This is a genomic window from Janthinobacterium woesei (genome assembly GCF_051380875.1).
In the GTDB taxonomy this organism is placed as follows: domain Bacteria; phylum Pseudomonadota; class Gammaproteobacteria; order Burkholderiales; family Burkholderiaceae_D; genus Janthinobacterium.
This window is the reverse complement of the sequence record NZ_JBNYXW010000012.1, coordinates 42,171-66,558: the sequence shown is the minus strand read 5'-3', so window position 1 is coordinate 66,558 and position 24,388 is coordinate 42,171. Positions and strand designations below refer to the sequence as shown.

General features: G+C 61.1%; 21 protein-coding genes. 4 read left to right on the top strand and 17 right to left on the bottom strand.

The annotated features are described in order from the left end of the window. Window positions 1-59: 59 nt before the first annotated feature. Window positions 60-1,238 carry a lytic murein transglycosylase B gene (gene mltB / locus ACQ4W6_RS15505; protein ID WP_436568068.1) on the top strand — a complete coding sequence of 393 codons (1,179 nt, stop codon included), beginning with the start codon at window positions 60-62 and terminating at the stop codon, window positions 1,236-1,238. A 437-nt stretch (window positions 1,239-1,675) separates the two neighbouring features. Then, a complete protein-coding gene (locus ACQ4W6_RS15500) occupies window positions 1,676-2,008 on the top strand; it encodes a hypothetical protein (protein WP_436568067.1) in 333 nt (110 codons plus the stop codon). Between the two features lie 105 nt (window positions 2,009-2,113). On the opposite strand, the gene cysM is transcribed toward ACQ4W6_RS15500, so the two are convergent. After that, window positions 2,114-3,016, bottom strand: a complete 903-nt coding sequence (cysM, locus tag ACQ4W6_RS15495; protein WP_436568066.1) for a cysteine synthase CysM — start codon at window positions 3,014-3,016, stop codon at window positions 2,114-2,116. A gap of 246 nt (window positions 3,017-3,262) precedes the next feature. Here cysM and ACQ4W6_RS15490 point away from each other — a divergent pair, with 246 nt between their 5' ends. Beyond that, the gene (locus tag ACQ4W6_RS15490; protein ID WP_436568065.1) at window positions 3,263-3,568 is read left to right on the top strand and encodes a cyclic nucleotide-binding domain-containing protein; all 306 of its coding nucleotides are present in this window, start codon (window positions 3,263-3,265) and stop codon (window positions 3,566-3,568) included. On the opposite strand, the gene ACQ4W6_RS15485 is transcribed toward ACQ4W6_RS15490, so the two are convergent. Then, window positions 3,569-4,936, bottom strand: coding sequence for a M20/M25/M40 family metallo-hydrolase (locus ACQ4W6_RS15485; RefSeq protein WP_436568064.1), 1,368 nt, complete (start codon window positions 4,934-4,936; stop codon window positions 3,569-3,571). It abuts the gene before it with no gap. 203 nt (window positions 4,937-5,139) lie between these two features. Here ACQ4W6_RS15485 and ACQ4W6_RS15480 point away from each other — a divergent pair, with 203 nt between their 5' ends. Continuing rightward, window positions 5,140-6,705, top strand: coding sequence for a phospholipase D family protein (locus ACQ4W6_RS15480; protein WP_436568063.1), 1,566 nt, complete (start codon window positions 5,140-5,142; stop codon window positions 6,703-6,705). Window positions 6,706-6,844: 139 nt separating this feature from the next. Here the strand turns inward: ACQ4W6_RS15480 and ACQ4W6_RS15475 are convergent, their stop codons facing one another. From ACQ4W6_RS15475 to gyrA, 15 genes are all read right to left on the bottom strand, one after another. After that, complete coding sequence (locus tag ACQ4W6_RS15475) at window positions 6,845-7,510, bottom strand: ComEA family DNA-binding protein (protein WP_436568062.1); 666 nt, start codon at window positions 7,508-7,510, stop codon at window positions 6,845-6,847. 165 nt (window positions 7,511-7,675) lie between these two features. Further along, window positions 7,676-8,617, bottom strand: a complete 942-nt coding sequence (gene rfaE1, locus ACQ4W6_RS15470; protein ID WP_436568061.1) for a D-glycero-beta-D-manno-heptose-7-phosphate kinase — start codon at window positions 8,615-8,617, stop codon at window positions 7,676-7,678. Then, window positions 8,614-9,981 carry a UDP-glucose dehydrogenase family protein gene (locus ACQ4W6_RS15465; protein WP_436568060.1) on the bottom strand — a complete coding sequence of 456 codons (1,368 nt, stop codon included), beginning with the start codon at window positions 9,979-9,981 and terminating at the stop codon, window positions 8,614-8,616. Before ACQ4W6_RS15465 ends, rfaE1 begins: the two co-directional genes overlap by 4 nt. Before the next feature lie 78 nt (window positions 9,982-10,059). Next, complete coding sequence (gene lapB, locus ACQ4W6_RS15460; RefSeq protein ID WP_436568059.1) at window positions 10,060-11,235, bottom strand: lipopolysaccharide assembly protein LapB; 1,176 nt, start codon at window positions 11,233-11,235, stop codon at window positions 10,060-10,062. Window positions 11,236-11,281: 46 nt separating this feature from the next. Next, window positions 11,282-11,584 carry a LapA family protein gene (locus ACQ4W6_RS15455; protein WP_436568058.1) on the bottom strand — a complete coding sequence of 101 codons (303 nt, stop codon included), beginning with the start codon at window positions 11,582-11,584 and terminating at the stop codon, window positions 11,282-11,284. Between the two features lie 241 nt (window positions 11,585-11,825). Next, window positions 11,826-12,131, bottom strand: a complete 306-nt coding sequence (locus ACQ4W6_RS15450; protein WP_008446215.1) for an integration host factor subunit beta — start codon at window positions 12,129-12,131, stop codon at window positions 11,826-11,828. Between the two features lie 18 nt (window positions 12,132-12,149). Continuing rightward, window positions 12,150-13,862 carry a 30S ribosomal protein S1 gene (gene rpsA / locus ACQ4W6_RS15445; protein ID WP_071650172.1) on the bottom strand — a complete coding sequence of 571 codons (1,713 nt, stop codon included), beginning with the start codon at window positions 13,860-13,862 and terminating at the stop codon, window positions 12,150-12,152. A 141-nt stretch (window positions 13,863-14,003) separates the two neighbouring features. Further along, window positions 14,004-14,672 (bottom strand): (d)CMP kinase, encoded by a 669-nt coding sequence (gene cmk, locus ACQ4W6_RS15440; protein ID WP_436568057.1) that lies wholly within the window; start codon window positions 14,670-14,672, stop codon window positions 14,004-14,006. 15 nt (window positions 14,673-14,687) lie between these two features. Next, a complete protein-coding gene (gene aroA / locus ACQ4W6_RS15435) occupies window positions 14,688-16,043 on the bottom strand; it encodes a 3-phosphoshikimate 1-carboxyvinyltransferase (RefSeq protein ID WP_436568056.1) in 1,356 nt (451 codons plus the stop codon). Between the two features lie 18 nt (window positions 16,044-16,061). Further along, the gene (locus tag ACQ4W6_RS15430) at window positions 16,062-16,976 is read right to left on the bottom strand and encodes a prephenate dehydrogenase (protein ID WP_436568055.1); all 915 of its coding nucleotides are present in this window, start codon (window positions 16,974-16,976) and stop codon (window positions 16,062-16,064) included. A gap of 4 nt (window positions 16,977-16,980) precedes the next feature. Continuing rightward, window positions 16,981-18,087 (bottom strand): histidinol-phosphate transaminase, encoded by a 1,107-nt coding sequence (gene hisC / locus ACQ4W6_RS15425; protein ID WP_436568054.1) that lies wholly within the window; start codon window positions 18,085-18,087, stop codon window positions 16,981-16,983. Between the two features lie 42 nt (window positions 18,088-18,129). Then, a complete protein-coding gene (gene pheA, locus ACQ4W6_RS15420) occupies window positions 18,130-19,200 on the bottom strand; it encodes a prephenate dehydratase (protein ID WP_436568053.1) in 1,071 nt (356 codons plus the stop codon). A 45-nt stretch (window positions 19,201-19,245) separates the two neighbouring features. Then, the gene (gene serC / locus ACQ4W6_RS15415; protein WP_436568052.1) at window positions 19,246-20,346 is read right to left on the bottom strand and encodes a 3-phosphoserine/phosphohydroxythreonine transaminase; all 1,101 of its coding nucleotides are present in this window, start codon (window positions 20,344-20,346) and stop codon (window positions 19,246-19,248) included. Window positions 20,347-20,371: 25 nt separating this feature from the next. Continuing rightward, window positions 20,372-20,956, bottom strand: coding sequence for a DUF2059 domain-containing protein (locus ACQ4W6_RS15410; RefSeq protein WP_436568051.1), 585 nt, complete (start codon window positions 20,954-20,956; stop codon window positions 20,372-20,374). Between the two features lie 106 nt (window positions 20,957-21,062). Next, window positions 21,063-23,831 carry a DNA gyrase subunit A gene (gyrA, locus tag ACQ4W6_RS15405; RefSeq protein ID WP_436568050.1) on the bottom strand — a complete coding sequence of 923 codons (2,769 nt, stop codon included), beginning with the start codon at window positions 23,829-23,831 and terminating at the stop codon, window positions 21,063-21,065. Window positions 23,832-24,388: the final 557 nt, after the last annotated feature.

Genomic DNA, 24,388 nt, shown 5'->3' with positions numbered 1-24,388 from the left:
AATGCCAGCCCAGACGAACAACTCCGCGCGCGGCGCAGCTTGCGCCGCCTGCTAACCCAATGCCGATGAGACGCTCCTTGCTACCGATCAAATACCCCGCCCTGTCATTGCTGCTCTCCCTTCCCCTGTGCCTGGCAAGCGTGCAGGCCGCCGAAAACCAGCACATTTCGGCGGCCGATCGCGCCCGTGCCGTGCGTGCAGCCAAGGCCCAGCCCGTCAAAAAGGCCGCCACCAAAGTGGCGGCGAAGAAAGCGCCCGCGAAATTCGACTTCGAAGGCGAGTTTGTCGACTATGCCAACTGGAAAGAAGTGCGTGCCTTTCTCGACGAGATGTCCGCCAAGCATGGCTTTGACCGTGCCGGGCTCGACACATTGATCGGCAAGGTGCGCTACGTGGAGTCGACGGTGCAACTGATGAAACCGGCGCCACCGGGCAAGCCGAAGAATTGGCAAGCCTACAGCGCCCGCTTCATCGAACCGGTGCGCATCAATGCGGGCGTGAAATTCTGGGATGAGAACGCCGAAGCACTGGCACGCGCGGAACGCGAATATGGCGTGCCGGCCGAGATCATCGTCGGCATCATCGGCGTGGAAACCGTGTACGGGCGCAACACGGGACGCTTCCGCGTACTCGACGCGCTGACGACCCTGGCGTTTTCCTATCCGGAAAGCCCGACCCGCGCCGCGCGCATGGCGTTCTTCAAGGGCGAACTGGAAAGCGCTCTGCTGTTCGCGCGCAAGGATGGCATCGATCCGCTGACCTTGCTCGGCTCGTATGCGGGCGCCATCGGCCTGCCCCAGTTCATGCCCAGCAGCATCATGAACTATGCGGTGGACTTCGATGGCGATAGCCACATCGACCTGCGCAATTCCACGACCGACGCCATCGGCAGCGTGGCGCATTTTCTGGTCGAGCACGGCTGGCGGCGCGATGATCCGGCCATCAGCGTGTATCCGGTGACGGTGTCGGCCAACCACGCCTGGGAAAAATTCATCGGCCAGGGCTTGCAGGCCAAATACCAGCTCGAAGAGCTACAGGCGGCCGGCGTCAGCGTCGTCGTGGCGCCACCACCAAATATGCTGTTTGGCTTGATCGACCTGCAAAATGGGTCAGAAGCAACCGAGTATAGCTTGGCAAGCAACAACTTCTTTGCTATAACTCAGTACAATAGAAGTTATTTTTATGCCATGTCAGTCATCGACTTGGGCAAGGCCATCAGTCAAGTGCGCGCACGCTAACTGAAGTCAGGGTAAAGTAGGAATATTACTTGTAAGAAAGCGTAAGCGATGTTGAAGCGGCCCGCAAACCGGTCTATGGTGGAGTCGATAACATCGTGCCAGCCTCGCTCGCCAGCCTGTTGTGCGGCACGGGATACAGTGTGGTCTTATACTTAACTTTTGTCAAAGTACAATTTTTGTTCTATCATGGAGCATAATAAAGAATAAATAGGTGTTGCAACAAGACAACGCTGATTCTGTACAAAGCAAGATTACAGGCCTTTCCAGCCTGAAATTAAATCCTGTTGTACAATTGTGTATATATTATGAAAAACTGTACCCCGGATCGTACCGTGTGTGAATTTGTTCCTTTTAGTAAAGAATGAACATGAACGCAGCAAGAGCGAGCTCCGAGTGTTTTTACTTTGCAGTGCAACTACAGAAGGAACAATAACATCATGACAAACCAAGTCGGCATTGATATGAACAGCGATTCGGACTCCGACGATCTGCTTCAGTACAATCCAAACAGATTGCTCGATACCCTGATCGAAAACCTGCGTCTGAAAAACGATGCAGCCCTGTCCCGCGCGCTGGAAGTGGCGCCACCGGTCATCAGCAAAATCCGCCATCACCGCCTGCCAGTAGGCGCATCGCTGTTGATCCGCATGCACGAAGTGAGCGACCTGAGCATCCGTGACCTGCGTTACCTGATGGGTGACCGTCGCAACAAATTCCGCATCAGCGACAAGCAATTCAAGCCAAAAGAAGGCGAAACGACACAAGGCTGATCCTGCCAATGTTGCAGGTTTTCCCTCCCCGCCATGGGGAGGGGGTATTTCCCGTACTTCTCAGGCCGTTCTGGCCGACCCGAATTTCCATTTTAAATTGAACAATCAGGCAGGAAAAACACCTGTCGACAGGTAACGGTCGCCGCGGTCGCACACGACAAACACGATCGTCGCGTTTTCCACCGTCTGCGAGATGCGCAGCGCGATTTCGCAGGCGCCGGCAGCCGAGATGCCGCAGAACAAGCCCTCTTCCGCAGCCAGGCTGCGCGCCATGCGCTCGGCCACGCCCTGGCTCACATACTCGACTTGGTCGACGCGGCTCTTGTCGTAGATTTTCGGCAAGTAGGCTTCCGGCCATTTGCGGATGCCGGGAATCTGCGAACCTTCCTCGGGTTGCGCGCCGATGATCTGGATGGCGCGATTTTGCTCTTTCAAATAGCGCGACACGCCCATGATGGTGCCCGTCGTGCCCATGGCACTGACGAAGTGCGTGACTTGTCCATTAGTATCGCGCCAGATTTCCGGACCCGTGCTTTCATAGTGGGCGCGTGAATTGTCTTCGTTGGCGAACTGGTCGAGGATGATGCCACGGCCATCTTTCTGCATCTGCTCGGCCAAGTCGCGCGCATATTCCATGCCACCCGTCTTCGGCGTCAGCAAGATATCGGCGCCGTAGGCGGCCATGCTCTGGCGGCGCTCCACGCTGAGGTTGTCCGGCATCAAGAGCAGCATCTTGTAGCCGCGCAAGGCGGCGGCCATGGCCAGCGCGATGCCCGTATTGCCGCTGGTCGCTTCGATCAGGGTGTCGCCCGGCTTGATGACGCCGCGCTCTTCAGCGCGCTTGAGCATGGACATCGCGGCGCGGTCTTTCACGGAGCCGGCCGGGTTGTTGCCCTCCAGCTTGCCGAGGATGACATTGTTGCGTGCAATCGCATCGGCGCCCGGCAAGCGCGTCAGCTGCACCAGCGGGGTATTGCCTATCGTATCTTCCAGTGTCTTGTAAGCCATCGTGTCTGTTTGAGTGATTTCAACAAAGACCCATTCTAATATGAGATGCCTTCAGGCGTATGGCTAAAGCTGCGCCTCCGGCAGCGCCCTGGCGCGCACGACGCCCCTCTGCCAAGCCGCATGGCAGCTGGCTTGCTACCCTGCAAGGGCGTGCGCATGCGGTTTTTTCACGCCTCGCGCGCGCATGCGCTAGACTCGTGATTTTAGTTATTTTAGTAATTTGCTTATTCAATCAATGGATTAGCCATGGCCAACGCCCCTCCAGAATTCATCCCCGAAAGCACTACCGACGACGCCGTGCAAGTACCGGCCATGGACCTGGCCAACCGCCGGCACCCGATCTGGCCCGTTTTCAGCGCGGCCGAACTGCGCCGCCTGGAGCGCATCGGCCACCACGCCCATCATGCGGATGGCGCCAGCATGTTTCAGGCGGGCAGCAGCGACTTCGGTATGCTGGTGATTCTGTCCGGCAAGGTCGCCATCAGCCGCCATGAAGGCCTGGGCAAGACTTCGCCACTCAGCGAACTGGCGCGCCTGCCGGCCGGCGCCTGATTAACGCAAGGGCGTCGGGTAAGTTGCCACGCTGACATTGCCATCCTTGTCGATGGCCTGGACACCGAAGAAATAGTTGTCTTTCGACAATTTCAACCTGGCCTGCGTGACATTGCCCACCTCCAGCGCGCCCTGCCACTGGTCAGCCGTGGTGGCGCGCCAGACGATGCGGTAGCCGGCCAGGTCCGGCTCCAGGTTTGGCTGCCACTGCAGCGTGGTGGCGTTTTCCAGCTTGGCCGTTCGCACCTGCACGCCGCCGGGCGCGGCCGGCGCCAGGGCCAGCGTAGCCAGCGCCGCCGCATTCACGCGCGCCACTTTGGCCACGTAGTCGTAGTCGACGAATTGCGGCAAGTCGCCATATTGCACACCGTTTTCCACGCGCACATCCTGGTGCTGATGGGAAAAATCCTCATTCGGCTCCGTGAAGCGCAGCGCCGCATAGCCCTGCGCCAGGAACGGCATGTGGTCGCCGCCGCGCAGGTAGCGGTCGGCGCGCTGGATCACGTTGACTTTAAAACCCGGCACATAGCGCTCGCCCACCTGCTTGACATGGCGTGCCAGCTGGCGCGAAATCGAATCGTTTTCGCCGCCCGTCGCCACCAAGGCGCGCACGCCGTCGCTCATTTCCTTCACCGCCGGTATGCCCTCGGCAAACAGGCGCACCTGGCCGCCATCGACCGTGCCGTCGTCGGCGCGCGAACTGCCGATGATGTCGTTGTTGAGCATGCCGGCAATGTTAAGTTTTTTCAGCTTGGCCTGTTGCGCCCAGTGGCCGGAACCGAGCAAGCCCTGCTCCTCGGCCGCCACCGCCATGAAGACCAGGGTGGCATCGAACTGGTGGCGCGCCATCACGCACGCCATCTCGATCACGGCCGCCGTGCCCGATGCATCGTCGTTGGCGCCGGGCGCGTCGCCCTGCGCATCCATCACATCGGTGGCGCGCGAGTCGTAATGGCCACTGACGACATAGATGCGTTCGGCCGATTGCGGATCGCTGCCCGCCAGGGTCGCCACCACATTGACGATTTCCGTCGGCCGCGAAATGCGTTTCGACACGGGCGCCACGTGGCTGTCGAACGCCACTTGCAGGCGCCCGCCGGCCTGCGCGCCGCAGCGCTCCAGCTCGGCCTTGATCCAGCGTCTGGCTGCGCCTATGCCCTGCGTATCGGACACGGTATCGGACATGGTGTGGCGCGTCTGGAAGCCGACCAGCTTGCGCACATGCGCCTCGATGCGCTGTGGCGAAATATCGGCCACGATGTCGGCCACGACGCGGTTGATCTGCGGCTGCGCCTGCTCGCTGGCCGGCGCCGCCGCCACACCCGCCGACAGCATGGCTGCCGTCACCCCCGTCAAAATCCGTAACATGCAGCCGTCTCCTGATGATTGATAGGCGGCCATTCTCGCATTTTTGACGGCAGACAAGGAGGTTCCTGGATGAAAATCATGCATTGTAGAAACTGCTACAATCGGCGCTCACCTCCCGCATCTCTGAAAGACACCCGCATGCGCCAGACCACCCTCCTTCCCGCACGCCGCAGCACGCGGGCGTCCCGCTGACGGTGCGCCGCATGCTCGTCAAGCTGCTGCAGTTCGCCAGCCTGTTCGCCCTGCTCAGCATTGCCGCCCTGTACAGCTACGGCCGCTTCGCCGAGCGTTCGCAGGGGGCACACGGGCAGGCCTTGCCAGTGGCGGCCGACGCCACCCTGCTCGACCGCGTGCTGGCGCCGCAACTGGCGCAACGCCCGCTGCAGAGCGGCACGGCCTTGATCGACGACAACCTCGAAGCGTTTGCCCTGCGCGCCCTGAGCGCGCGCGAAGCGGGCCGCAGCATCGACTTGCAGTACTATATCTGGCACAACGATGTCACGGGGCGCCTGCTGGTGCGCGAACTGCTGCGCGCGGCCGAGCGTGGCGTGCGCGTGCGCGTGATGCTCGACGACATCAACGCACGGGGCCAGGATGCCGCCATCCTGGCGCTCGACAGCCATCCGCTGATCGAGGTGCGCATCTTCAACCCCAGCCGCAACCGCGACGGCGTCTGGCGCCGCGCCGTGGAAATGGCCTTGCGCGCAGTGAGCCTGAACCGGCGCATGCACAACAAGGCCTGGATTGTCGATGGCAGGGTCGCCATCGTCGGCGGGCGCAATATCGGCGATGAATATTTCGATGCCGCCGAGCAAGTCAATTTCCAGGATGCCGATCTGCTGCTGGTAGGCCCCGCCGTACAGCAGGCCAGCGATATCTTCGACCGCTTCTGGAATAGCCGCGCCGTCATTCCCATCAGCGCCCTGCATGCCGGCAAGAACGCCGGTGCGCCTGAACTGCAGGCGGTACGCGCCCGTCTTGATGCACTCGCCGGCGAAGTGGCCGCCTCGTCGTATTTGCAGCAGCTGACCGATACGCAGCAGTTGCAGGCGCACCTGGACGGGCGTTTGCGCCTGCACTGGAGCGCACAGGTGCAGGTGATGTCGGACCCGCCGGAAAAAGCCGCGCCCGTGGCCAGCCTGCAGCGCAGCGAGCACTGGCTCATGCACAGTTTGCTGCCCCTGTTGGCCGGGGCGCGCGAGGAAGCGCTGCTGACCTCGCCGTACTTCGTACCCGGCGCAGCGCTAAGCGCGATCCTGGGAGAAAAAGTCGCCGCCGGCGTCAAGGTCAAGGTGCTGACCAACTCGCTGGCCGCCACCGATGTAGCCCTCGTGCATGCGGGCTATGCGCGCTACCGCGAGGTGCTGCTGGGCGGCGGCGTCGATCTGTATGAATTGAAGACCCTGCACCGCAAGCGCATCAGCCTGATGGGGTCGAGCCGCGCCAGCCTGCACACCAAGGCCGTGGTGGCCGATGGCCAGCGCGGCTTTGTCGGCTCCTTCAACCTCGACCCCCGTTCGGCGCAGCTGAATACGGAAATGGGCGTATTGTTTACCGATGCCGCGCTGGCGGCCGACATGCGCGCCCTGTTCCTGCGCTCGACGTCGAGCGACACCAGCTACCGCCTGTTCCTGCAAGACGGCGCGCTGCGCTGGTCAGACGCCACCGAAGAGCCCGCCAAGGTATGGTCGCACGACCCGGAAGCGAGTTTCTGGCGCCGCACGCTGGTCTCCCTGATGCGCTGGCTGCCGATCGAGTCGCAACTGTAGGCCCCCCATTCGGCTGACGCCGAACCGCAGGCAAGTTGCCGCTCCCGGCAATAAAAAAACCCCGCGCGGCCGGTACCACGCGGGGTTTTCTTGCCATGCTGCGCGGCACCACCACGCAGCACGCGTCACAACAATACGCTTACTTTTTCTCGGCTTCGGCCTTCTTCGCGTCGGCAGCAGCAGCCAGTTTCGCTTCCTTCTTCGCGGCAGCGGCAGCAGCTTTCGCTTCTTTCTTGGCAGTAGCAGCTTCCTTCTTCGTCTCGGCAGCCGTTTTTACGCCCGCAGCGCCATCAGCGGCGGCCGCTGGTGCCGCAGTGGCCTTGGCGGCGGCCTCTTTTTTGGCGGCAGCGGCAGCGGCCTTGGCTTCTTTCTTGGCGGCAGCAGCTTCTTTCTTCGTTTCAGCGGCTGTCTTGGCTGGCGCCGCAGCGGTGCCGGTCGCAGCAGCTGGCTTCGGTGCGGCGTCTTGCGCTGCAACTTCCTTCACAGCAGCTTTTGCCGCTGCCGGCTTGGCGACGGCAGCCGCTGGCGCGCCGGACTTGGCCTGGCCATTCACTTGCAAGCCCGCTTCCGACAGTTTCACGGAGCTTTTCGGACCGATGCCCTTCACCCGGCTTTCAAAATCGGCCCAATCCTTGAAGGCGCCGCCCTTGGCACGCTCATCGACGATGGCTTTCGAGGTGACGGGGCCGATGCCCTTGACGCTGTCGAGTGCCGCCTGGTCCGCCTTGTTGACATCGACCTGGGCAAACGCAAAGCCCATCGTCGCGATCAGGGTGACGATAGCGAGCAGTATTTTTTTGAACATGGGTATCTCTCCGTGATGTGGTTTCAAGATGACTCGAACGCAAGGAGGAACAGCGCCTTAACGGCTTTAACGGCTGGGGCGTGATATGGTTGACAAGACGGGGGCACGGCAGGAGGGGAAAGCCTGCGCCAGATCAAACGATGCGGCGCAGGCAGGACAGCATTATTACGGGAACAACTCTTCGCGGGTGACGGTGGCCGTGCCCAGCTTGCCAACGACGATGCCGCCGGCCCGGTTGGCCGTCCGCACGGCGTCGCTCAGGTTCATGCCGGCGCCCAGCATGGCCGCCATGGTGGCGATCACCGTGTCGCCGGCACCGGAGACGTCAAATACTTCGCGCGCATCGGTCGGCATGTGCAGTACCTCATCGGCCGTATACAAGCTCATGCCCTCTTCCGAACGGGTCAGCAGCAACGCTTCCAGGCCCAGTTGCGCACGCATCTGCTGCGCGCGCTCAGTGAGCTGCTCTTCCGTGCTCCAGTTGCCGATCACGCGGCGCAGTTCCGATTTGTTCGGAGTGAGCACTGACGCTCCCGCATAGCGGCTGAAATCATCGCCTTTCGGGTCGACCATGACGATCTTGCCGGCCGCTCTCGCGGTCTTGATCATCTCGGCCACATTCACCAGGCTACCCTTGGCATAGTCAGACAAGACCACCACGTCATAATTGGGCAAGAGAGCGTTAAACTGCGCCAGCTTGTCGCGCAGCACCGTATCGCTGGGCGCATCCTCGAAATCGATGCGCAGCATTTGCTGCTGGCGGCCGATCACGCGCAGCTTGATGATGGTGGAAATGGCCGCATCGCGCTGCAAATAGCTGTGGATGCCGCCGCCTTCGAGCAGGCGCTCGACCTGGCTGCCGGCCTCGTCGTCGCCGACCACGCCCAGCAAGCTCGTCTTCGCTCCCAGCGCGGCCGCATTGCGCGCCACGTTGGCCGCGCCGCCGAGGCGCTCTTCGCGCTTCTCGATGCGCACGATGGGCACCGGCGCTTCCGGCGAGATACGGCTGACGTCGCCAAACCAGTAGCGGTCCAGCATCACATCACCCACCACCAGCAGGCGTACCTGGGCCAGCGCGGCTGGCACCGTCAAGTCGCGGGCGCTCATGCGCGTGTCAGGACCGAGCGACCGATCCCGTGGTATTCGATGCCAGCGTCGGCCATGATGGCTGGCTCGAACAGGTTGCGCCCGTCAAAGATCACGGCCTGCTTCAGGCGTGCCTTGATCTGCGCGAAATCAGGACTGCGGAAGGCTTTCCATTCAGTCACGATGGCCAGCGCATCGGCGTCCAGCAGCGCATCTTGCGGGCTGTCGGCAAAGCGCACCTTTGCCAGCTGTTCCGGCGTCAGGTCCAGTTGCAGCACGCGGCGGGCCTCGGGCATGGCGACAGGGTCGTAGACGGCTACCGTGGCGCCACGTTCCAGTATATCGCGCAGCAGCACGCGGGCCGACGCTTCGCGCATGTCGTCCGTATTGGGCTTGAAGGCCAGGCCCCAGACGGCAAAATGGCGCCCCGTCAAATCCTCGCCGAAGCGTTTCACCACTTTCCCGCCCAGTATGTGCTTCTGCTTGTCGTTGACCGCTTCGACGGCACGCAAAATCAGCAATTCCTGGCCATAGCCACGCGCCGTGCGTTCCAGCGCCTGCACATCTTTCGGGAAGCACGAGCCGCCATAGCCGCAGCCCGCGTACAGGAAGCTGTGGCCGATGCGCGGGTCCGAGCCGATGCCGTGGCGCACGGCATCGATATCGACACCCACCTTATCGGCCAGGTTGGCCAGTTCATTCATGAAGGAAATACGCGTCGCCAGCATGGCGTTCGCCGCATATTTGGTGAACTCGGCCGACCGCACATCCATCCAGTAGGTGCGCTCGTGGTTGCGGTTGAACGGTGCATACAGGCTTTTCAGCAATTCGCGCGCGCTCTCGCCGTCAAGCGTGGCATCGACGCCGATAACGATACGGTCCGGGCGCATGAAGTCTTCGACGGCCGCGCCTTCCTTGAGAAATTCCGGGTTCGACGCCACCGAGAACGTGGTGGCCACGCCGCGCGCGTCGAGCTCGCCCTGGATCGCAGCGCGCACTTTTTCAGCCGTGCCGACGGGCACCGTCGACTTGTCGACGATGACCTTGAAGTCGGTCATGTACTTGCCGATGCCGCGCGCGGCGGCCAGCACGTATTGCAGGTCAGCCGAGCCATCTTCATCGGGCGGCGTGCCGACGGCGATGAATTGCATCACGCCATGCGCGGCGGCCGCTTCGACATCGGTGGAGAAGGTCAGGCGGCCGGCGGCGCGGTTGCGCGCCACGACGTCTTCCAGGCCCGGCTCATGGATGGGGATGCCGCCGCTGTTGAGCAAGGCCACCTTTTGTACGTCGAGGTCGAGGCAAAAGACGTCATTGCCCAGTTCCGCCAGGCAGGCGCCGGTCACGAGGCCAACATAGCCGGTGCCGATAATGGTGATTTTCATGGTTGTGCCGTATTTGTAAAATGCAGATGTTACATACAAGTACACGCCACGTTGCGCGGGGCAAGGTGGCGTGTACGATTAATTCATCACGTTGAGTTCTTCGGTACGCCGTGGCGGATAGGTTTCCCACTTGTTGCAGCCCGGGCAGTGCCAGTAGAACTGGCGCGCCTTGAAGCCGCAGTGGCTGCACTGGTAGCGGGCCAGCTTTTGCGTATAGCCGTGCACCAGGTTCTTCACCATCGACAGCTCGGACCAGATGGCTGCCGGGGCATCCATCATGCGCGCCTCCAGCAGTTTATCCAGGCCCAGCAAGGTGGGCGTGCGGCGCAGTTCCGCGCTGACCAGCTGTTTCGCCGCTTCCACGCCGTCGAGCTCGATGACGGCCTTGAAGACGACTTCGATCAAGTCGATCGACGAAGCTTCTTCCAAGTAGGAGCGCAGCAAATTGACGCCTTCCTGCGCACGGCCCATTTTCGTGTAGCCATCCATCAGGCGCTGGGCCACCAGGGCCACGTGCGGCACGCTTTGCTGCTCGACACGGCGCCAGGTGGTCAGTGCGCCTTCCACGTCGCCATTCGCCAGCAGCACGTCGCCGGTGAGGATGGTGGCGCGCACGCTCTTGCGGTCTGTCTGCAGGGCTTTCTCCAGCAGCGGCATGGCTTCATCCGGCTTCAGGTGCACCAGGGCGTCATGCGCCAGCTCGCAATAGAACTGGGCGATTTCCTTCTGGCGCGCACCGGCGCCCGATTCCTGCAAGCCCAAGGCCGCTTCGATGGCGCGCGGCCATTCCTTTTCGCGCTGGTAAATTTCCAGCAGCGCGCGGCGCGCCTGGGCCGCATATTGCGTGTCGATCAAGCTATTGAAGGTTTCTTCGGCACGGTCCAGCAAACCTGCCTTCAGGTAATCCATGCCCAGCTCGTAGGCGGCATGGCCCTGCTGTTCCAGCGGCAGGTCAGGACGCGCCAGCAAGTTCTGGTGCACGCGGATGGCGCGCTCCGTCTCGCCACGGCGGCGGAACAGATTGCCCAGCGCAAAGTGCATGTCGACCGATTCCGGGTCCAGCTTAACCACTTCGATGAAGGCATCGATGGCCTTGTCGTGCTGCTCATTGAGCAGGAAATTCAAGCCCTTGAAGTAATTGCGCGGCAGGCTGCGCGATTCCGACACCAGTTGATGAATATCAACACGCGCGGCAATCCAGCCCAGTGCGAAAAACACAGGGATACCCAAGAGCCACCAGAATTCAAAGTCCATGCGATTGTTTTTATTCGAGTAAGAGAGATAGGAGCGATGGCGCTGCTTACTGCGCGCTCACGCTGTCCGGTTGTGGCTGGACATTGCTCGCCACGCCCACGGTCTGCAGTGCGGCAATGGTGGTCTTTTGCTTGTTCGCTTCGCGCCGGTGACGGAACACGGTCGGCGTCAGGGCCAGTACGCCCAGGCTGGCGCCGGCGACAAAAAAGCCCAGCAGCATCAGGACCAGGGGGCCGCGAATTTCATAATTGAGGAAAACATGCAGGTCGACAACCTGCGCGTTCTTCAGCGCAAAACTGAAAAACACGACGAAAAGAACACAGCCAACGATGGTGGAGATGATTTTCATCGATAGGTCCAGAGAGAACAAAAAAAATGCCAGTGCCACATGGCACAAACGTAGAGCGCTGATCAAACCGTAGCGAGCGGCAGTGATTTGTGGCTAAGAAGCGCAACCGTACTGAAGTACGGTGAGCATCGCCGGCCGCAAAGCGCGACGCGCAGTAGGTTTGATCAGTGCTCTACAGCATATTAACAAAAAAAAGCGGCATCCAAGGACGCCGCTCTTTGTGTCGCCTTCCAGCAGACGATTAATCCTCGATGATCGGTTGTCCGACCATCGCGTCCACCCGCTCGCGCAACTGTTTGCCCGGTTTGAAGTGGGGTACCCGTTTTTCAGGAACCATCACCTTGTCGCCGGATTTCGGGTTGCGACCGATGCGCGGGGGCCTGCTGTTCAGGGCAAAACTGCCAAAACCGCGGATCTCGATACGTTGACCAGTCGCCAGGGCGTTGGTCATCGCATCGAGAATGGTCTTGACGGCATACTCCGCATCTTTCGCCACCAGCTGAGAATAACGCTCAGCGAGGCGGTTGATCAGCTCGGACTTTGTCATCTGCCAGAGTCCGCAGTCTTAGTTCTTGTTATCGAACTTAGCTTTCAACAAGGCGCCCAGGCTGGTGGTGCCCGAAGCTGCGTTGTTGTCGGTAGCTGCCATCTTCTGCATTGCTTCCTGGGTTTCAACGTTGTCTTTCGCTTTGATCGACAGTTGGATACCACGGGCTTTGCGGTCGATGTTCAGTACCATCGCTTCAACGGTGTCGCCGACTTTCAGGTGCGTACCAGCATCTTCAACGCGGTCGCGCGAGATTTCGGAAGCGCGCAGGTAGCCTTCAACTTCTTCGGACAGTTGGATCACGGCGCCTTTAGGCTCAACCGATTTAACGGTACCGGTTACCAGCGAGCCTTTGTCGTTCATGGCTGCGAAGTTGTTGAATGGGTCACCTTCCAGTTGCTTGACGCCCAGGGAAACGCGCTCGCGCTCAACGTCGATGGCCAGAACGATGGCTTCCAGTTCGTCACCTTTCTTGAAGCGACGCACGGCTTCTTCGCCGGTTTCGGTCCAGGACAGGTCGGACAGGTGCACCAGACCGTCGATGTTGCCGGCCAGGCCGATGAACACGCCGAAGTCGGTGATCGATTTGATCGCGCCGCGGACTTTATCGCCCTTCTTGTGGGTAACGCCAAAGTCATCCCAAGGGTTGGCTTTGCACTGTTTCATACCCAGCGAGATACGACGACGCTCTTCGTCGATTTCCAGAACCATGACTTCTACTTCGTCGCCCAGTTGGACAACTTTGTTAGGAGCAACGTTTTTGTTCGTCCAGTCCATTTCGGAAACGTGTACCAGACCTTCGATACCCTGTTCCACTTCCACGAATGCGCCGTAGTCGGTCAGGTTCGTTACTTTACCGAACAGACGGGTGCTTTGTGGGTAACGACGGGACAGACCGGTCCAAGGATCGTCGCCCAGTTGTTTCACGCCCAGCGAAACACGGTTTTTCTCTTGATCGTATTTCAGGACTTTGGCGGTGATTTCCTGGCCAACCGTCAACACTTCCGACGGGTGACGTACACGGCGCCATGCCAGATCGGTGATGTGCAGCAGGCCATCGATACCGCCCAGATCCACGAACGCGCCGTAGTCGGTGATATTTTTGACGACGCCGGTCACGACCGTGCCTTCTTTCAGCGTTTCCATCAGTTTCTGACGCTCTTCGCCCATCGAAGCTTCGATGACGGCGCGGCGGGACAGAACCACGTTGTTACGCTTGCGATCCAGCTTGATGACCTTGAATTCGAGGGTTTTGCCTTCGAATGGGGTGGTGTCTTTGACAGGACGGGTATCAACCAGCGAGCCCGGCAGGAACGCGCGGATGCCGTTGGTCAACACGGTCAGGCCGCCTTTGACTTTACCATTGACGGTACCGACGACGATTTCGCCCGATTCCATCGCTTTTTCCAGAGCCAGCCACGAAGCCAGACGCTTGGCTTTATCGCGCGACAGGATGGTATCGCCGAAACCATTTTCCAGCGATTCGATCGCCACGGAAACGAAGTCACCAACTTTGACTTCCAGTTCGCCGTGGTCGTTCTTGAATTCTTCGACAGGGATGAATGCTTCGGATTTGAGGCCAGCGTTGACGATCACGAAATTGTGGTCGAGGCGCACGACTTCAGCGGAAATAACTTCGCCGGAGCGCATATCTTGACGCGACAACGATTCCTCGAAGAGCGCAGCAAAACTTTCCATACCGGTAGATTCGTTAGTTGTAACAGTAGACATAGGGTTCACACAGGTTATCCAGCAGAGTTCGCACGACGCGACTTAAACTGGGTTAGGTTTTTGACACACCCGGACAGGCCAGGAGCCGTCACGGGCACCACATAGCACGCACTACAGACATAACGCACGCTATTTTGCTGCTTATTTTGCAACTACCGCATACCATTTCAACACGGTTTCAACAGCCTCATCGGCCGTCATTTCCGAGGTATCGAGGACATGCGCCCCTTCTGCGGGGACCAGCGGCGCAATCGCACGGTGAGTATCACGTTCGTCCCGCGCCTGCAAATCCATCAGAAGGTCTTCCATATTAGCAGAAAAACCCTTGTCTATCAATTGCTTGTAGCGGCGTTGTGCGCGCGCCTCGGCGCTGGCCGTGAGGAAGACCTTCAGCGGGGCATGCGGAAAGATCACCGTGCCCATGTCGCGCCCGTCGGCCACCAGGCCCGGCGCCTTGCGAAAACCCAGCTGCAAACCGACCAGCGCCTGGCGCACGGTTGGCAGGACAGCAATTTTCGACGCCGTATTGCCCACCACTTCGGCGCGGATCTGCTCAGTGACATTTTCGTTTGCCAGCAGGATCTCGCCGCCGGCAAAGTGGCACGGCAGGTGTTCGGCCAGCTTGGCCAGCGCGTGCTCGTCGTGCAAGTCCGTGCCACGGCGAATCGCCGTCAGGGCCGTCAGGCGGTACAGGGCGCCCGAATCGAGGTAATGAAAGCCGAGCTTGTCGGCCACGCGGTGCGCTACCGTGCCCTTGCCGGAAGCGGTCGGGCCGTCGATGGCGATGACTGGGATGTGAGATGTGGACATTTTATAGGCTATCAATTAAATCAAAGTGTCCTGGGCAATCCCCGCAAACGCGGCAAAATATTCGGGGAAGGTCTTGGCTACGCATTTCGGGTCGTTGATGCGCATGGCGTTGCCGCGCCGCGCGGCGCCGTCGAGCGAGGCCAGCGAGAAGCACATCGCCATGCGGTGGTCGTCATAGGTATCGATGGTGGCAGCCTGGATGTGCGCCGGCGGCGTCACGCGCAGGTAGTCCGCGCCCTCTTCCACTTGCGCGCCGAGCTTGCGCAATTCGGTGGCCATGGCGGCCAGGCGGTCCGTTTCCTTCACGCGCCAGCTGGCGATATTGCGCAAGGTACTGGTGCCGTCCGCGTACAGGGCGGCCACGGCGATCGTCATGGCCGCATCGGGGATGTGGTTGAAATCCATGTCGATGGCTTTCAGCACGCCGTTGGAACGGGCCTCGATCCAGTTTTCGCCCATGGTGATGGTCGCGCCCATCTGTTGCAAGGCTTCGACGAAGCGCACGTCGCCCTGGATGCTGTCGCGTCCCACGCCTTCCACGCGCACGGGACCGCCGCCAATCGCGCCGGCTGCCAGAAAATACGAGGCCGACGAGGCATCGCCTTCGACGTGGATGGTGCCCGGGCTTTGATACTGCTGGCCCGGCTGCACGGTAAACGACTGCCAGCCGTCATGCTCGACCGTCACGCCGAAGCGGCGCATCAGGTTCAGCGTAATTTCGATATACGGCTTCGAAATCAGCTCGCCCGTGACATCGATGGTCACCGCATGGTCGCGCGCCATCAGCGGCGCTACCATCAGCAAGGCCGTCAAGAACTGGCTCGACACATTGCCGCGCACGGCGATGCGCTGCGCGTGAATGTGGCCACGGCGGATGCGCAGCGGCGGGAAGCCCTGCTCGCCCGTGTATTCGATTTGCGTGCCGACGGCATTGAGTGCATCGACCAGGTCGCCGATGGGGCGCTCGTGCATGCGCGACACGCCGTGCAGCGTGTAGTCGCCGCCGATCACTGCCAGCGCCGCCGTCAGCGGGCGAATCGCCGTACCGGCATTGCCCATGAAGAGGTCCGCCGCGTGCTGCGGGAAGACGCCGCCGCAACCTTCCACGTGGTGAATCTGGTGGGCCGTGGCCGGATCGCCCTGCAACTCGTCCTGCGTCCATTTGACGCCCAGCGAGGTCAGCGCCGTGAGCATGACAAAGGTGTCGTCGGAAGCGAGCAAATCGACGATTTTCGTCGTGCCGCTGGCCAGCGCGGCCAGCAGCAGCACGCGGTTGGAAATGCTTTTCGAGCCGGGCAGGCGCACCGTGCCTTCGGCATGCATCACCGGTTCTAAATCGATATGCTGGGGGTAGTGCTTGCTCTGGGTCATGCTGGAATCCTTCAATATTTAGTGTGTGGGCGCGGCCGGCGCAGGCACTTCCGCCGTTTCGATCGCCTCTGTCCATTGCTGCCGGGCGTGCTGGGCGTTCGCATACACGCGTTCAATCGCTGCGCCATCGTTGGCGGCAAGGTGCGCGCGCAAGACAGTCAACTGCGCCAGGTAGGCATCGAGTTCGTGCAGCAGCGCCGGCTGGTTGGCCAGGCTGATGTCGCGCCACATTTCCGGCGATGAACCGGCGATGCGCGTAAAGTCGCGAAAGCCGCTGGCCGCGTATTGAAACAGCAGGCCCGCGTGCGGTTTGTTGGCGATGTCGTCGACCAGCGCAAAGGCCAGCAGATGCGGCAAATGGCTGACGGCGGCAAACACCTTGTCATGTTCTTCTGGTGTCAAGGTGTGCAGGATGGCACCGCAGGCGCGCCACGCGGCCGCCACCAGCGCCACGTCGTCCGCGGCGTTTTCCGCCAGCGGCGTGAGCACCACTTTCTTGCCTTGATACAGATCAATGATGGCCGCATCGGGGCCATTCGTCTCGCGCCCCGCGATCGGGTGGCCGGGCACGAATTGCGCCACTTTGCTGCCCAAAGCCGCGTGCGCCGCCGCCACCACGTCGCTTTTCGTGCTGCCCGCGTCGGTGACGATGGTGCCGGGCTGCAGGTGCGGCGCGATGGATGCCAGGATCGCGCCAGTTTGCGCCACCGGCGCGGCCAGCAGCACCAGGTCGGCGTCCGCCAAGACGCCGGCCAAATCGTGCGCCATGTTGCCGCCGATCTCGTCGATGATGCCCAGCTCCAGGGCGCGCGCCAGCGAGGCTGGCGAACGGCCCATGCCGACCACCGTGCCCACAGCGCCCGCGTGCTTCAGGGCGCGCGCGAACGAGCCGCCGATCAGGCCCACGCCGAAAATAACGACCTTATTCATCATCGGTTCAAGCCAGCGCTTTCGTCAGCGCGGCGATGAAGATGGCGTTTTCCTGCGGCAGGCCGATGGAAATGCGCAGCCATTGCGGCAAGCCATAGCTGCCGACGGGACGCACGATCACACCCTGCTTGAGCAGCGCCAGATTCACGCGTGCGCCCGCCTCGTCGTCGTCGCCCACCCTCACCAGCACGAAATTACCGTGCGATGGCACGTATTCCAGGCCAAGTTGCGTGAACGCTTGCGTAAACTGCTGGTAGCCGGCCGCGTTGTTGCGCGCGCTTTGCTCCAGGAATGCCTTGTCATCCAGCGCGGCGATGGCTGCCGCCTGCGCCAGGGTATTGACGTTGAATGGCTGGCGGATGCGGTTCATCAAGTCCGTCAGCACCGGCTGGGCGATGGCAAAGCCGATGCGCAGGCCAGCCAGCCCATAGGCCTTCGACAGGGTGCGCGACACCACCAGGTTCGGATACTGGCGCACCCACGCCGTCGACTCGTACTGGTCCTCGGCCGAGAGGAACTCGTTGTAGGCCTCGTCGAGCACCACCACTACGTGCTGCGGCACTTTCTGCAGGAACGCTTCGAGTTGGGCAGCCGAGAGGAAGGTGCCGGTCGGGTTGTTCGGGTTGGCGATAAACAGCAAACGCGTGTCGTCGGTAATCGCCGCTGCCATCGCATCGAGATCATGGCCATAGGCTTGCGCCGGCACCACCAGGTGACGCGCGCCCAAGCCTTGCGTGGCCAGCGCATACACGGCAAACGAATACTGCGAGTACACCACCGACTGGCCATGCTGCACGAAAGCGTGCGCGGCGATTTCCAGGATGTCGTTGCTGCCATTGCCCAGGGTGATCCAGTCGGCAGGCACGTCATAGCGCTTGGACAGCACGGCTTTCAAATCAAAGCCATTGGCGTCCGGGTAGCGGCCCAGGTCGTCGATGGCGGCGATCATCGCCTGCTTGGCCGACTCGGGCATGCCGTACGGGTTTTCATTCGACGCCAGCTTGACGATGGAGGCCTCGTCGAGGCCAAATTCGCGCGCAACTTCGGCGATCGGCTTGCCGCTCTGGTAAGGGGCGATGGCGCGGACGTATTCTGGACCGATATTTTTAGACATGGTGTGTTTTAAAGAGATAGGTAATTAGAAAAAGCAGCGGCTTCACAGGCTGACGGGATATGACCCCAGCACCTTGAAGAAGGCCGCATTGCCCTGCAACTCGGCCAGCGCCTGGGCGACGGCGCCATCGTGCACGTGGCCTTCCACGTCGACATAGAAATAATACTCCCAGCTGCCCATGCGCGCCGGGCGCGACTCGAAGCGCGTCATCGACACGCCGTGCTTGGCCAGGGGCGCCAGCAACTGGTATACGGCACCGGCCTTGTTCGGCACGGCCAGCACCAGGGACGTCTGGTCCTTGCCCGACGGCGCGGTCTGCAAAGTGCCCACGACGGCAAAACGCGTGCGGTTGTGCGGATCGTCCTGGATATGGCCCTTGACCACGCCCAGCTTGTACTGCGCACCGGCCAGTTCGCTGGCAATGGCGGCGACCGCCGAGTCCTCGCTGGCCATGCGGGCCGCTTCGGCGTTCGACGCCACGGCGTGGCGCGCGATGTGCGGGTAATTCTGGTTCAGCCAGACCTGGCACTGCGCCAGCGCCTGCGAGTGGGCGCAGATGGAAGTGACGCCATCCATGTTGCCGCTCTTCGTCATCAGGCTGTGGTGCACGGCGATCGCCACCTCGCCGCTGATGACGAGGCTAGTCTGCAGCATCATGTCGAGCGTGCGGTTGACGGCGCCTTCCGAGGAATTTTCGATCGGCACCACGCCGAAATCGGCCGTTCCCGCTTCCGCCGAGCGGAATACTTCATCGATGGAAGCGCACGGCAAGCCTTCGACGGCGCTGCCAAACTGCTGATACACGGCCTGCTCGCTGAAGGTGCCGGCCGGGCCCAGGTAGGCCACGGTGACGCGCTTTTCCAGCGAACGGCAGGACGACATGATTTCGCGGAAGATGGTCTGCACTTCGCGGTCGCCCATGGGGCCGGGATTGCGCTCGGCCACGCCGCGCAGCACTTGCGCTTCGCGCTCGGGGCGGAACACGGGCGCCTGCGTTTCGGCCTTGACGTGGCCCACTTGCTGGGCGATCAGGGCGCGGCGGTTCAGGAGTTCGAGGATTTGCGCGTCGATCGCATCGATCTGTTCGCGCAGCGGTTTCAATTTATCGGTCATGGTGTTGTTTCGTCAGCTGTATGGCTATCATGGCCGCGCGGTCGGCTATGCGACTCTGCGTCCGGCAAATTCATTGAGGTAATCGACCAGGGCTTGCACGCCCTCGATCGGCATCGCGTTATAGATCGATGCACGCATGCCACCGACGGACTTGTGGCCCTTCAGTTGCAGCAGGCCGCGCTGCTTGGCGCCGGCCAGGAATGCGTCGTTCAAACTTTCGTCGCGCAGATAGAACGGGATGGTCATGCGCGAACGGTATGCTGGTGCGACCCGGTTCTGGTAGAAGTCGTCCGCATCGAGCGCCGCGTACAGCAGCGCCGCTTTCTCAATATTACGCTGTTCCATGGCTGCCACGCCACCCTGGCGTTTCAGCCACTGGAAAACCAGGCCGGCGATATAGATGCCGTAGGTAGGCGGCGTGTTGTACATCGACTCATGTTCGGCCACGATGGTCCAGTCAAAAGCCGACGGACAGATGGCCAGCGCCTTGCCCAGCAAGTCTTCGCGCACGATGACCAGGGTCAGGCCGGCCGGGCCGATGTTTTTCTGCGCGCCGCCGAAGATCACGCCGTATTGCGCTACATCAATCACGCGCGACAAAATGTGCGAGGACATGTCGGCCACGATAGTGGTGCCAGCCGGCACGCTTGGTGCCTGCTGGAATTCCACGCCATCGATGGTTTCATTGGTGCAGATATGCAGGTAGGCGGCGCCTGGTGTCAGCTTCCAGTGCGCAACTGGCGGCACGTGCGTAAAACTGGCCGCCTGCGAGGACGCCGCCACGTTGACGTTGGCGTACTTTGCCGCTTCCTTGATCGATTTGCCCGACCAGGAACCCGTGTGCACGAAGTCCACGGTGGCCGGCTGCGTGGCGCCATGGCCCACCAGGTTCATCGGGATGATGGCGTTCTCGCCCAGGCCACCGCCCTGCAGGAACAGTATCTTGTAGTTCTCGGGCACGGCCAGCAGTTCGCGCAAGTCGGCGATGGCCTGTTTGTAGATGGAGATGAATTCCGGGCCACGGTGGCTCATTTCCATTACCGACATGCCGCTGCCATGCCAGTCCAGCATTTCGGCAGCGGCCTGCGCCAGCACTTCCTTGGGCAGCACGGCCGGGCCGGCGGAGAAATTATAGATGTGAGTCACGATACGATCCTTGGCAAAATGGAAATTATTGAGGCGGCTGCGTGGCCGCCCGCATGACTTGCTCCAGCACGGCGTTGACGCGGGGAATCAGCACGCGCTGGCTGATGGCCATCGATTCGGCCGACAGCTGCGGCATGGTGGCCAGCATCTTGCGCCCCAGCGGCGTCTTGTAGAACGCCGTCAGCTGCTCGACTTCCGGCACCGTGTAGTAGCGCGCGTAGAGAGGCACCATCTCGGCGCTCAGTTCATCGAACAGGGTCGGATCGGCCAGTACCTGCGTCAGGGTGGCAACGGCAACGGGAATCTCTTCCTCGGCGCTGGCCAGCGCGCGCGCCTTGCGCTGCGCGTCCAGGTTCGGGTTGGTATTGATTTGCTGCTGCGCCGACTGGCGGATCATGGCCGGCACCGATTGCAGCATCTGGTCAAAGATGTTGCGCGTCAGCTGGGGGAACTGCATCGCGTCGAGCATGCGCCGCACGGCCACTCTCATGGCAGGGCTGGGCGCAGCCTGGCTGGCTGGCGTGGCTGGCGTGTTTTGCGCCAGGGCTGGCAGGGTCGCAAGAATGGCCAGCGAAAACGCGGCGAAGAAGGTGGCGACGATTTTTCTCATGGCATGCTGGACTTTACAAAAGCGGGGAACTACCTGGGGGTACGCAGGCTGGCGCCGCGATTGGCACGCCAACAGCATTGGGGCTCCTCGCGGAGCCCCAATCATCTTACTCCGGCTGGTCCGGATCAACAGGATCGGCTGGCTCAGCCGCTGCCGGCGCAGGAGTAGCTGCGGCATCGCTGCCCGCCTCCGTCGTCAGCTCGACTTCGTCGATATCCGTTTCCACCACGCGCTGCAGGCCGGACAGCTTGGTGCCGTCTTCCACGGCGATCAGGGTCACGCCCTGCGTCGCGCGGCCCATCTCGCGGATTTCCGACACACGGGTACGTATCAGCACACCGCCGGTGGTGATCAGCATGATTTCATCGCTGGTATTGACCAGGGTCGCGGCAACCACTTTACCGTTGCGCTCGCTGGTCTGGATGGCGATCATGCCTTTCGTGCCACGGCCATGGCGCGTGTACTCGGTAATCGGGGTACGCTTGCCGTAGCCGTTTTCGGTTGCCGTCAGCACCGACATAGGCGCAAGCTTAACTTTATCCGTCCCTTCGGTGGCAACATCAGTTTGCGCTACGTCTTTAGCCTCGACATCCAGCTCTTTCTCTTGTTCAGCCACCAGCATGGCGATCACTTGCTGGCCTTCTTCCAGGTTCATGCCGCGCACGCCGCGCGCCGTACGGCCCATCGGACGCACATCGTTTTCGTCGAAGCGCACTGCCTTGCCCGAGTCCGAGAACAGCATCACGTCGTGCTGGCCATCGGTCAGCGCCGCGCCGATCAGGAAGTCGCCGTCGTCCAGGTCGACGGCGATGATGCCGGCCTTGCGTGGATTGCTGAAGTCCTTCAGCGGCGTTTTCTTGACCGTACCCAGGCTGGTCGACATGAAGACGTAATGGTCTTCCGGGAAGGTGCGGTTCTCGCCCGACAGCGGCAGGATCACGGTGATCTTTTCGTTGTCTTGCAGCGGGAACATGTTGACGATCGGCTTGCCGCGCGAGTTGCGCGAGCCTTGCGGCACTTCCCACACCTTCAGCCAGTACAGGCGGCCACGATCCGAGAAGCACAGGATGTAGTCGTGCGTATTGGCGATGAACAGCTGGTCGATCCAGTCTTCCTCTTTGGTTGCCATGGCCTGCTTGCCGCGGCCACCGCGTTTTTGCGCGCGGTATTCGGTGATCGGCTGCGCCTTCATGTAGCCCGTGTGCGACAGGGTCACGACCATGTCTTGCGGCGTAATCAGGTCTTCCGTTTCCAGGTCGGTGGCGTTGAGTTCGATCTGCGAACGGCGGACGTCCTTGTTGCCGGCGCCGTATTCGTTCATGGCCGCCGTCATTTCATCGGTAATGATGACGGTGACGCGTTCCGGCTTGGCCAGGATGTCGAGCAAGTCGGCGATGTGCGCCATGATTTCCTTGTACTCGTTGACGATCTTGTCCTGCTCCAGGCCGGTCAGGCGCTGCAGACGCATCTGCAAAATTTCCTGCGCCTGGTCGTCCGACAGCTTGTACAGGCCATCTGACTGCATGCCGTAGTGTTTCGGCAAGTTTTCCGGACGGTAAGCGTCGATGCCGCCTGGCGTGTTGCCGTCGCCCGTACGGGCCAGCATCTCGCGCACCACGGACGAATCCCAGGCCGTTGCCATCAGCTCGACCTTGGCGATCGGCGGCGTCGGCGCGGCCTTGATGATGGCGATGAAGTCATCGATATTGGCCAGCGCAACGGCCAGGCCTTCGAGCACGTGGCCCCGTTCGCGCGCCTTGCGCAGTTCGAACACGGTACGGCGCGTCACCACTTCGCGGCGGTGCGACAGGAAGCATTGCAGCATCTGCTTGAGGTTCAGCAACTTCGGCTGGCCATCGACCAGGGCGACCATGTTCATGCCGAAGGTGTCTTGCAGTTGAGTCTGCTTGTACAGGTTGTTCAGCACCACTTCCGGCACTTCGCCGCGTTTCAGCTCGATCACCACGCGCATGCCCGACTTGTCGGACTCGTCGCGGATGTCGGAAATACCATCGAGCTTCTTGTCGCGCACGTTTTCGGCGATGCGTTCAAGCAAGGATTTCTTGTTGACCTGGAATGGCAGCTCGTCGACGATGATGGCGATGCGGCCGCCATCCTTGCCGTACTCTTCAAAGTGCGTCTTGGCGCGCATGACCACGCGGCCGCGGCCCGTACGGTAACCGTCGCGCACGCCCGAGACGCCATAGATGATACCGGCGGTCGGGAAATCGGGCGCAGGGATCAGCTCGATCAATTCATCGATCGTGCAGTCCGGATTGCGCAGCACGTACAGGGCGCCGTTGATGACCTCGGTAATGTTATGTGGCGGAATGTTCGTCGCCATGCCCACCGCGATACCGGAGGAGCCGTTGATCAGCAGGTTCGGGATACGCGTCGGCAATACCGTCGGTTCCTTTTCCTTGCCGTCATAGTTGGGCTGGAAGTCGACGGTATCTTTATCGATATCGGCCAGCAGTTCGCCGGCGATCTTGTCCAGGCGGCACTCGGTGTAACGCATCGCCGCGGCGCCATCGCCGTCGACGGAGCCGAAATTGCCCTGGCCATCGATGAGCATGTAACGCAGCGAAAAATTTTGCGCCATGCGCACCAAGGTGTCGTAGATCGAGGCGTCGCCGTGGGGATGGTATTTACCCATGGTTTCGCCGACCACGCGGGCGCACTTGACGTAAGGGCGGTTCCACACGTTGTTCATTTCATGCATCGCGAACAAGACGCGGCGGTGCACTGGCTTCAAGCCATCGCGCGCATCCGGCAAGGCGCGCCCGACGATCACGCTCATGGCGTAATCTAGGTAGCTCTTGCGCATCTCTTCTTCGAGGGAAATAGGAATTGTTTCTTTTGCGAATTGATCCATTGGCGGTTCGACTGATCTCAGGCTGTGGTTAACTTATCTGCTACGCAATGTATGACGCAATACTGCATATCCTGGGTGGCTGTTATGGCGGAGTGCCAGGCAAAAAATGCCCAGGACAGTGACAAGGCGGCAAGCCGTACCGGCGGTACGTTCAGGCCATGCAGTGCCACCGTGAACTTTTTGTTTAGCACTCTTAACAGTCAAGCGCTCGATTTTAGCATGCGCGCCCAGCTACCTGTACAAATTGGCCAGACCTGCAATATTGACAGTTTGCACCGCCAGCGTGCGCGCCACCCCATCGATAAGGCACAATGACAATACCAGTTCAAGGCCTCTGCCCTAAAAAGTGGCAAAAAAAACGATCAAATGTTACCGACGCGTTACAAATGGGCATTTACGTTGCGCGAAAACAACGTGCGGTCTAAAATCGGGCAGGCTTTGATTTAACCACGGTCGTGTGCCCATGATGCATGTGGCAAAATGACTAGGAAGTTAATTGCTAGTTTCGCAATCTGAAACGAGCGCATCTGGTCTACATGATAAAATCTTGGCACGTA

Excerpts from the sequence above, each read along its gene's own strand:
- ACQ4W6_RS15450 (WP_008446215.1), bottom strand. The coding sequence starts at position 12,131 with ATGACAAAGTCCGAGCTGATCAACCGCCTCGCTGAGCGTTATTCTCAG.
- ACQ4W6_RS15465 (WP_436568060.1), bottom strand. The coding sequence starts at position 9,981 with ATGAAAATCACCATTATCGGCACCGGCTATGTTGGCCTCGTGACCGGC.
- cysM (WP_436568066.1), bottom strand. The coding sequence starts at position 3,016 with ATGGCTTACAAGACACTGGAAGATACGATAGGCAATACCCCGCTGGTG.
- ACQ4W6_RS15485 (WP_436568064.1), bottom strand. The coding sequence starts at position 4,936 with ATGTTACGGATTTTGACGGGGGTGACGGCAGCCATGCTGTCGGCGGGT.
- gyrA (WP_436568050.1), bottom strand. The coding sequence starts at position 23,831 with ATGGATCAATTCGCAAAAGAAACAATTCCTATTTCCCTCGAAGAAGAG.
- ACQ4W6_RS15490 (WP_436568065.1), top strand. The coding sequence starts at position 3,263 with ATGGCCAACGCCCCTCCAGAATTCATCCCCGAAAGCACTACCGACGAC.
- cmk (WP_436568057.1), bottom strand. The coding sequence starts at position 14,672 with ATGTCCACATCTCACATCCCAGTCATCGCCATCGACGGCCCGACCGCT.
- ACQ4W6_RS15430 (WP_436568055.1), bottom strand. The coding sequence starts at position 16,976 with ATGATGAATAAGGTCGTTATTTTCGGCGTGGGCCTGATCGGCGGCTCG.
- ACQ4W6_RS15480 (WP_436568063.1), top strand. The coding sequence starts at position 5,140 with ATGCTCGTCAAGCTGCTGCAGTTCGCCAGCCTGTTCGCCCTGCTCAGC.
- ACQ4W6_RS15410 (WP_436568051.1), bottom strand. The coding sequence starts at position 20,956 with ATGAGAAAAATCGTCGCCACCTTCTTCGCCGCGTTTTCGCTGGCCATT.
- mltB (WP_436568068.1), top strand. The coding sequence starts at position 60 with ATGCCGATGAGACGCTCCTTGCTACCGATCAAATACCCCGCCCTGTCA.
- lapB (WP_436568059.1), bottom strand. The coding sequence starts at position 11,235 with ATGGACTTTGAATTCTGGTGGCTCTTGGGTATCCCTGTGTTTTTCGCA.
- aroA (WP_436568056.1), bottom strand. The coding sequence starts at position 16,043 with ATGACCCAGAGCAAGCACTACCCCCAGCATATCGATTTAGAACCGGTG.
- rfaE1 (WP_436568061.1), bottom strand. The coding sequence starts at position 8,617 with ATGAGCGCCCGCGACTTGACGGTGCCAGCCGCGCTGGCCCAGGTACGC.
- ACQ4W6_RS15475 (WP_436568062.1), bottom strand. The coding sequence starts at position 7,510 with ATGTTCAAAAAAATACTGCTCGCTATCGTCACCCTGATCGCGACGATG.
- ACQ4W6_RS15455 (WP_436568058.1), bottom strand. The coding sequence starts at position 11,584 with ATGAAAATCATCTCCACCATCGTTGGCTGTGTTCTTTTCGTCGTGTTT.
- rpsA (WP_071650172.1), bottom strand. The coding sequence starts at position 13,862 with ATGTCTACTGTTACAACTAACGAATCTACCGGTATGGAAAGTTTTGCT.
- ACQ4W6_RS15500 (WP_436568067.1), top strand. The coding sequence starts at position 1,676 with ATGACAAACCAAGTCGGCATTGATATGAACAGCGATTCGGACTCCGAC.
- hisC (WP_436568054.1), bottom strand. The coding sequence starts at position 18,087 with ATGTCTAAAAATATCGGTCCAGAATACGTCCGCGCCATCGCCCCTTAC.
- pheA (WP_436568053.1), bottom strand. The coding sequence starts at position 19,200 with ATGACCGATAAATTGAAACCGCTGCGCGAACAGATCGATGCGATCGAC.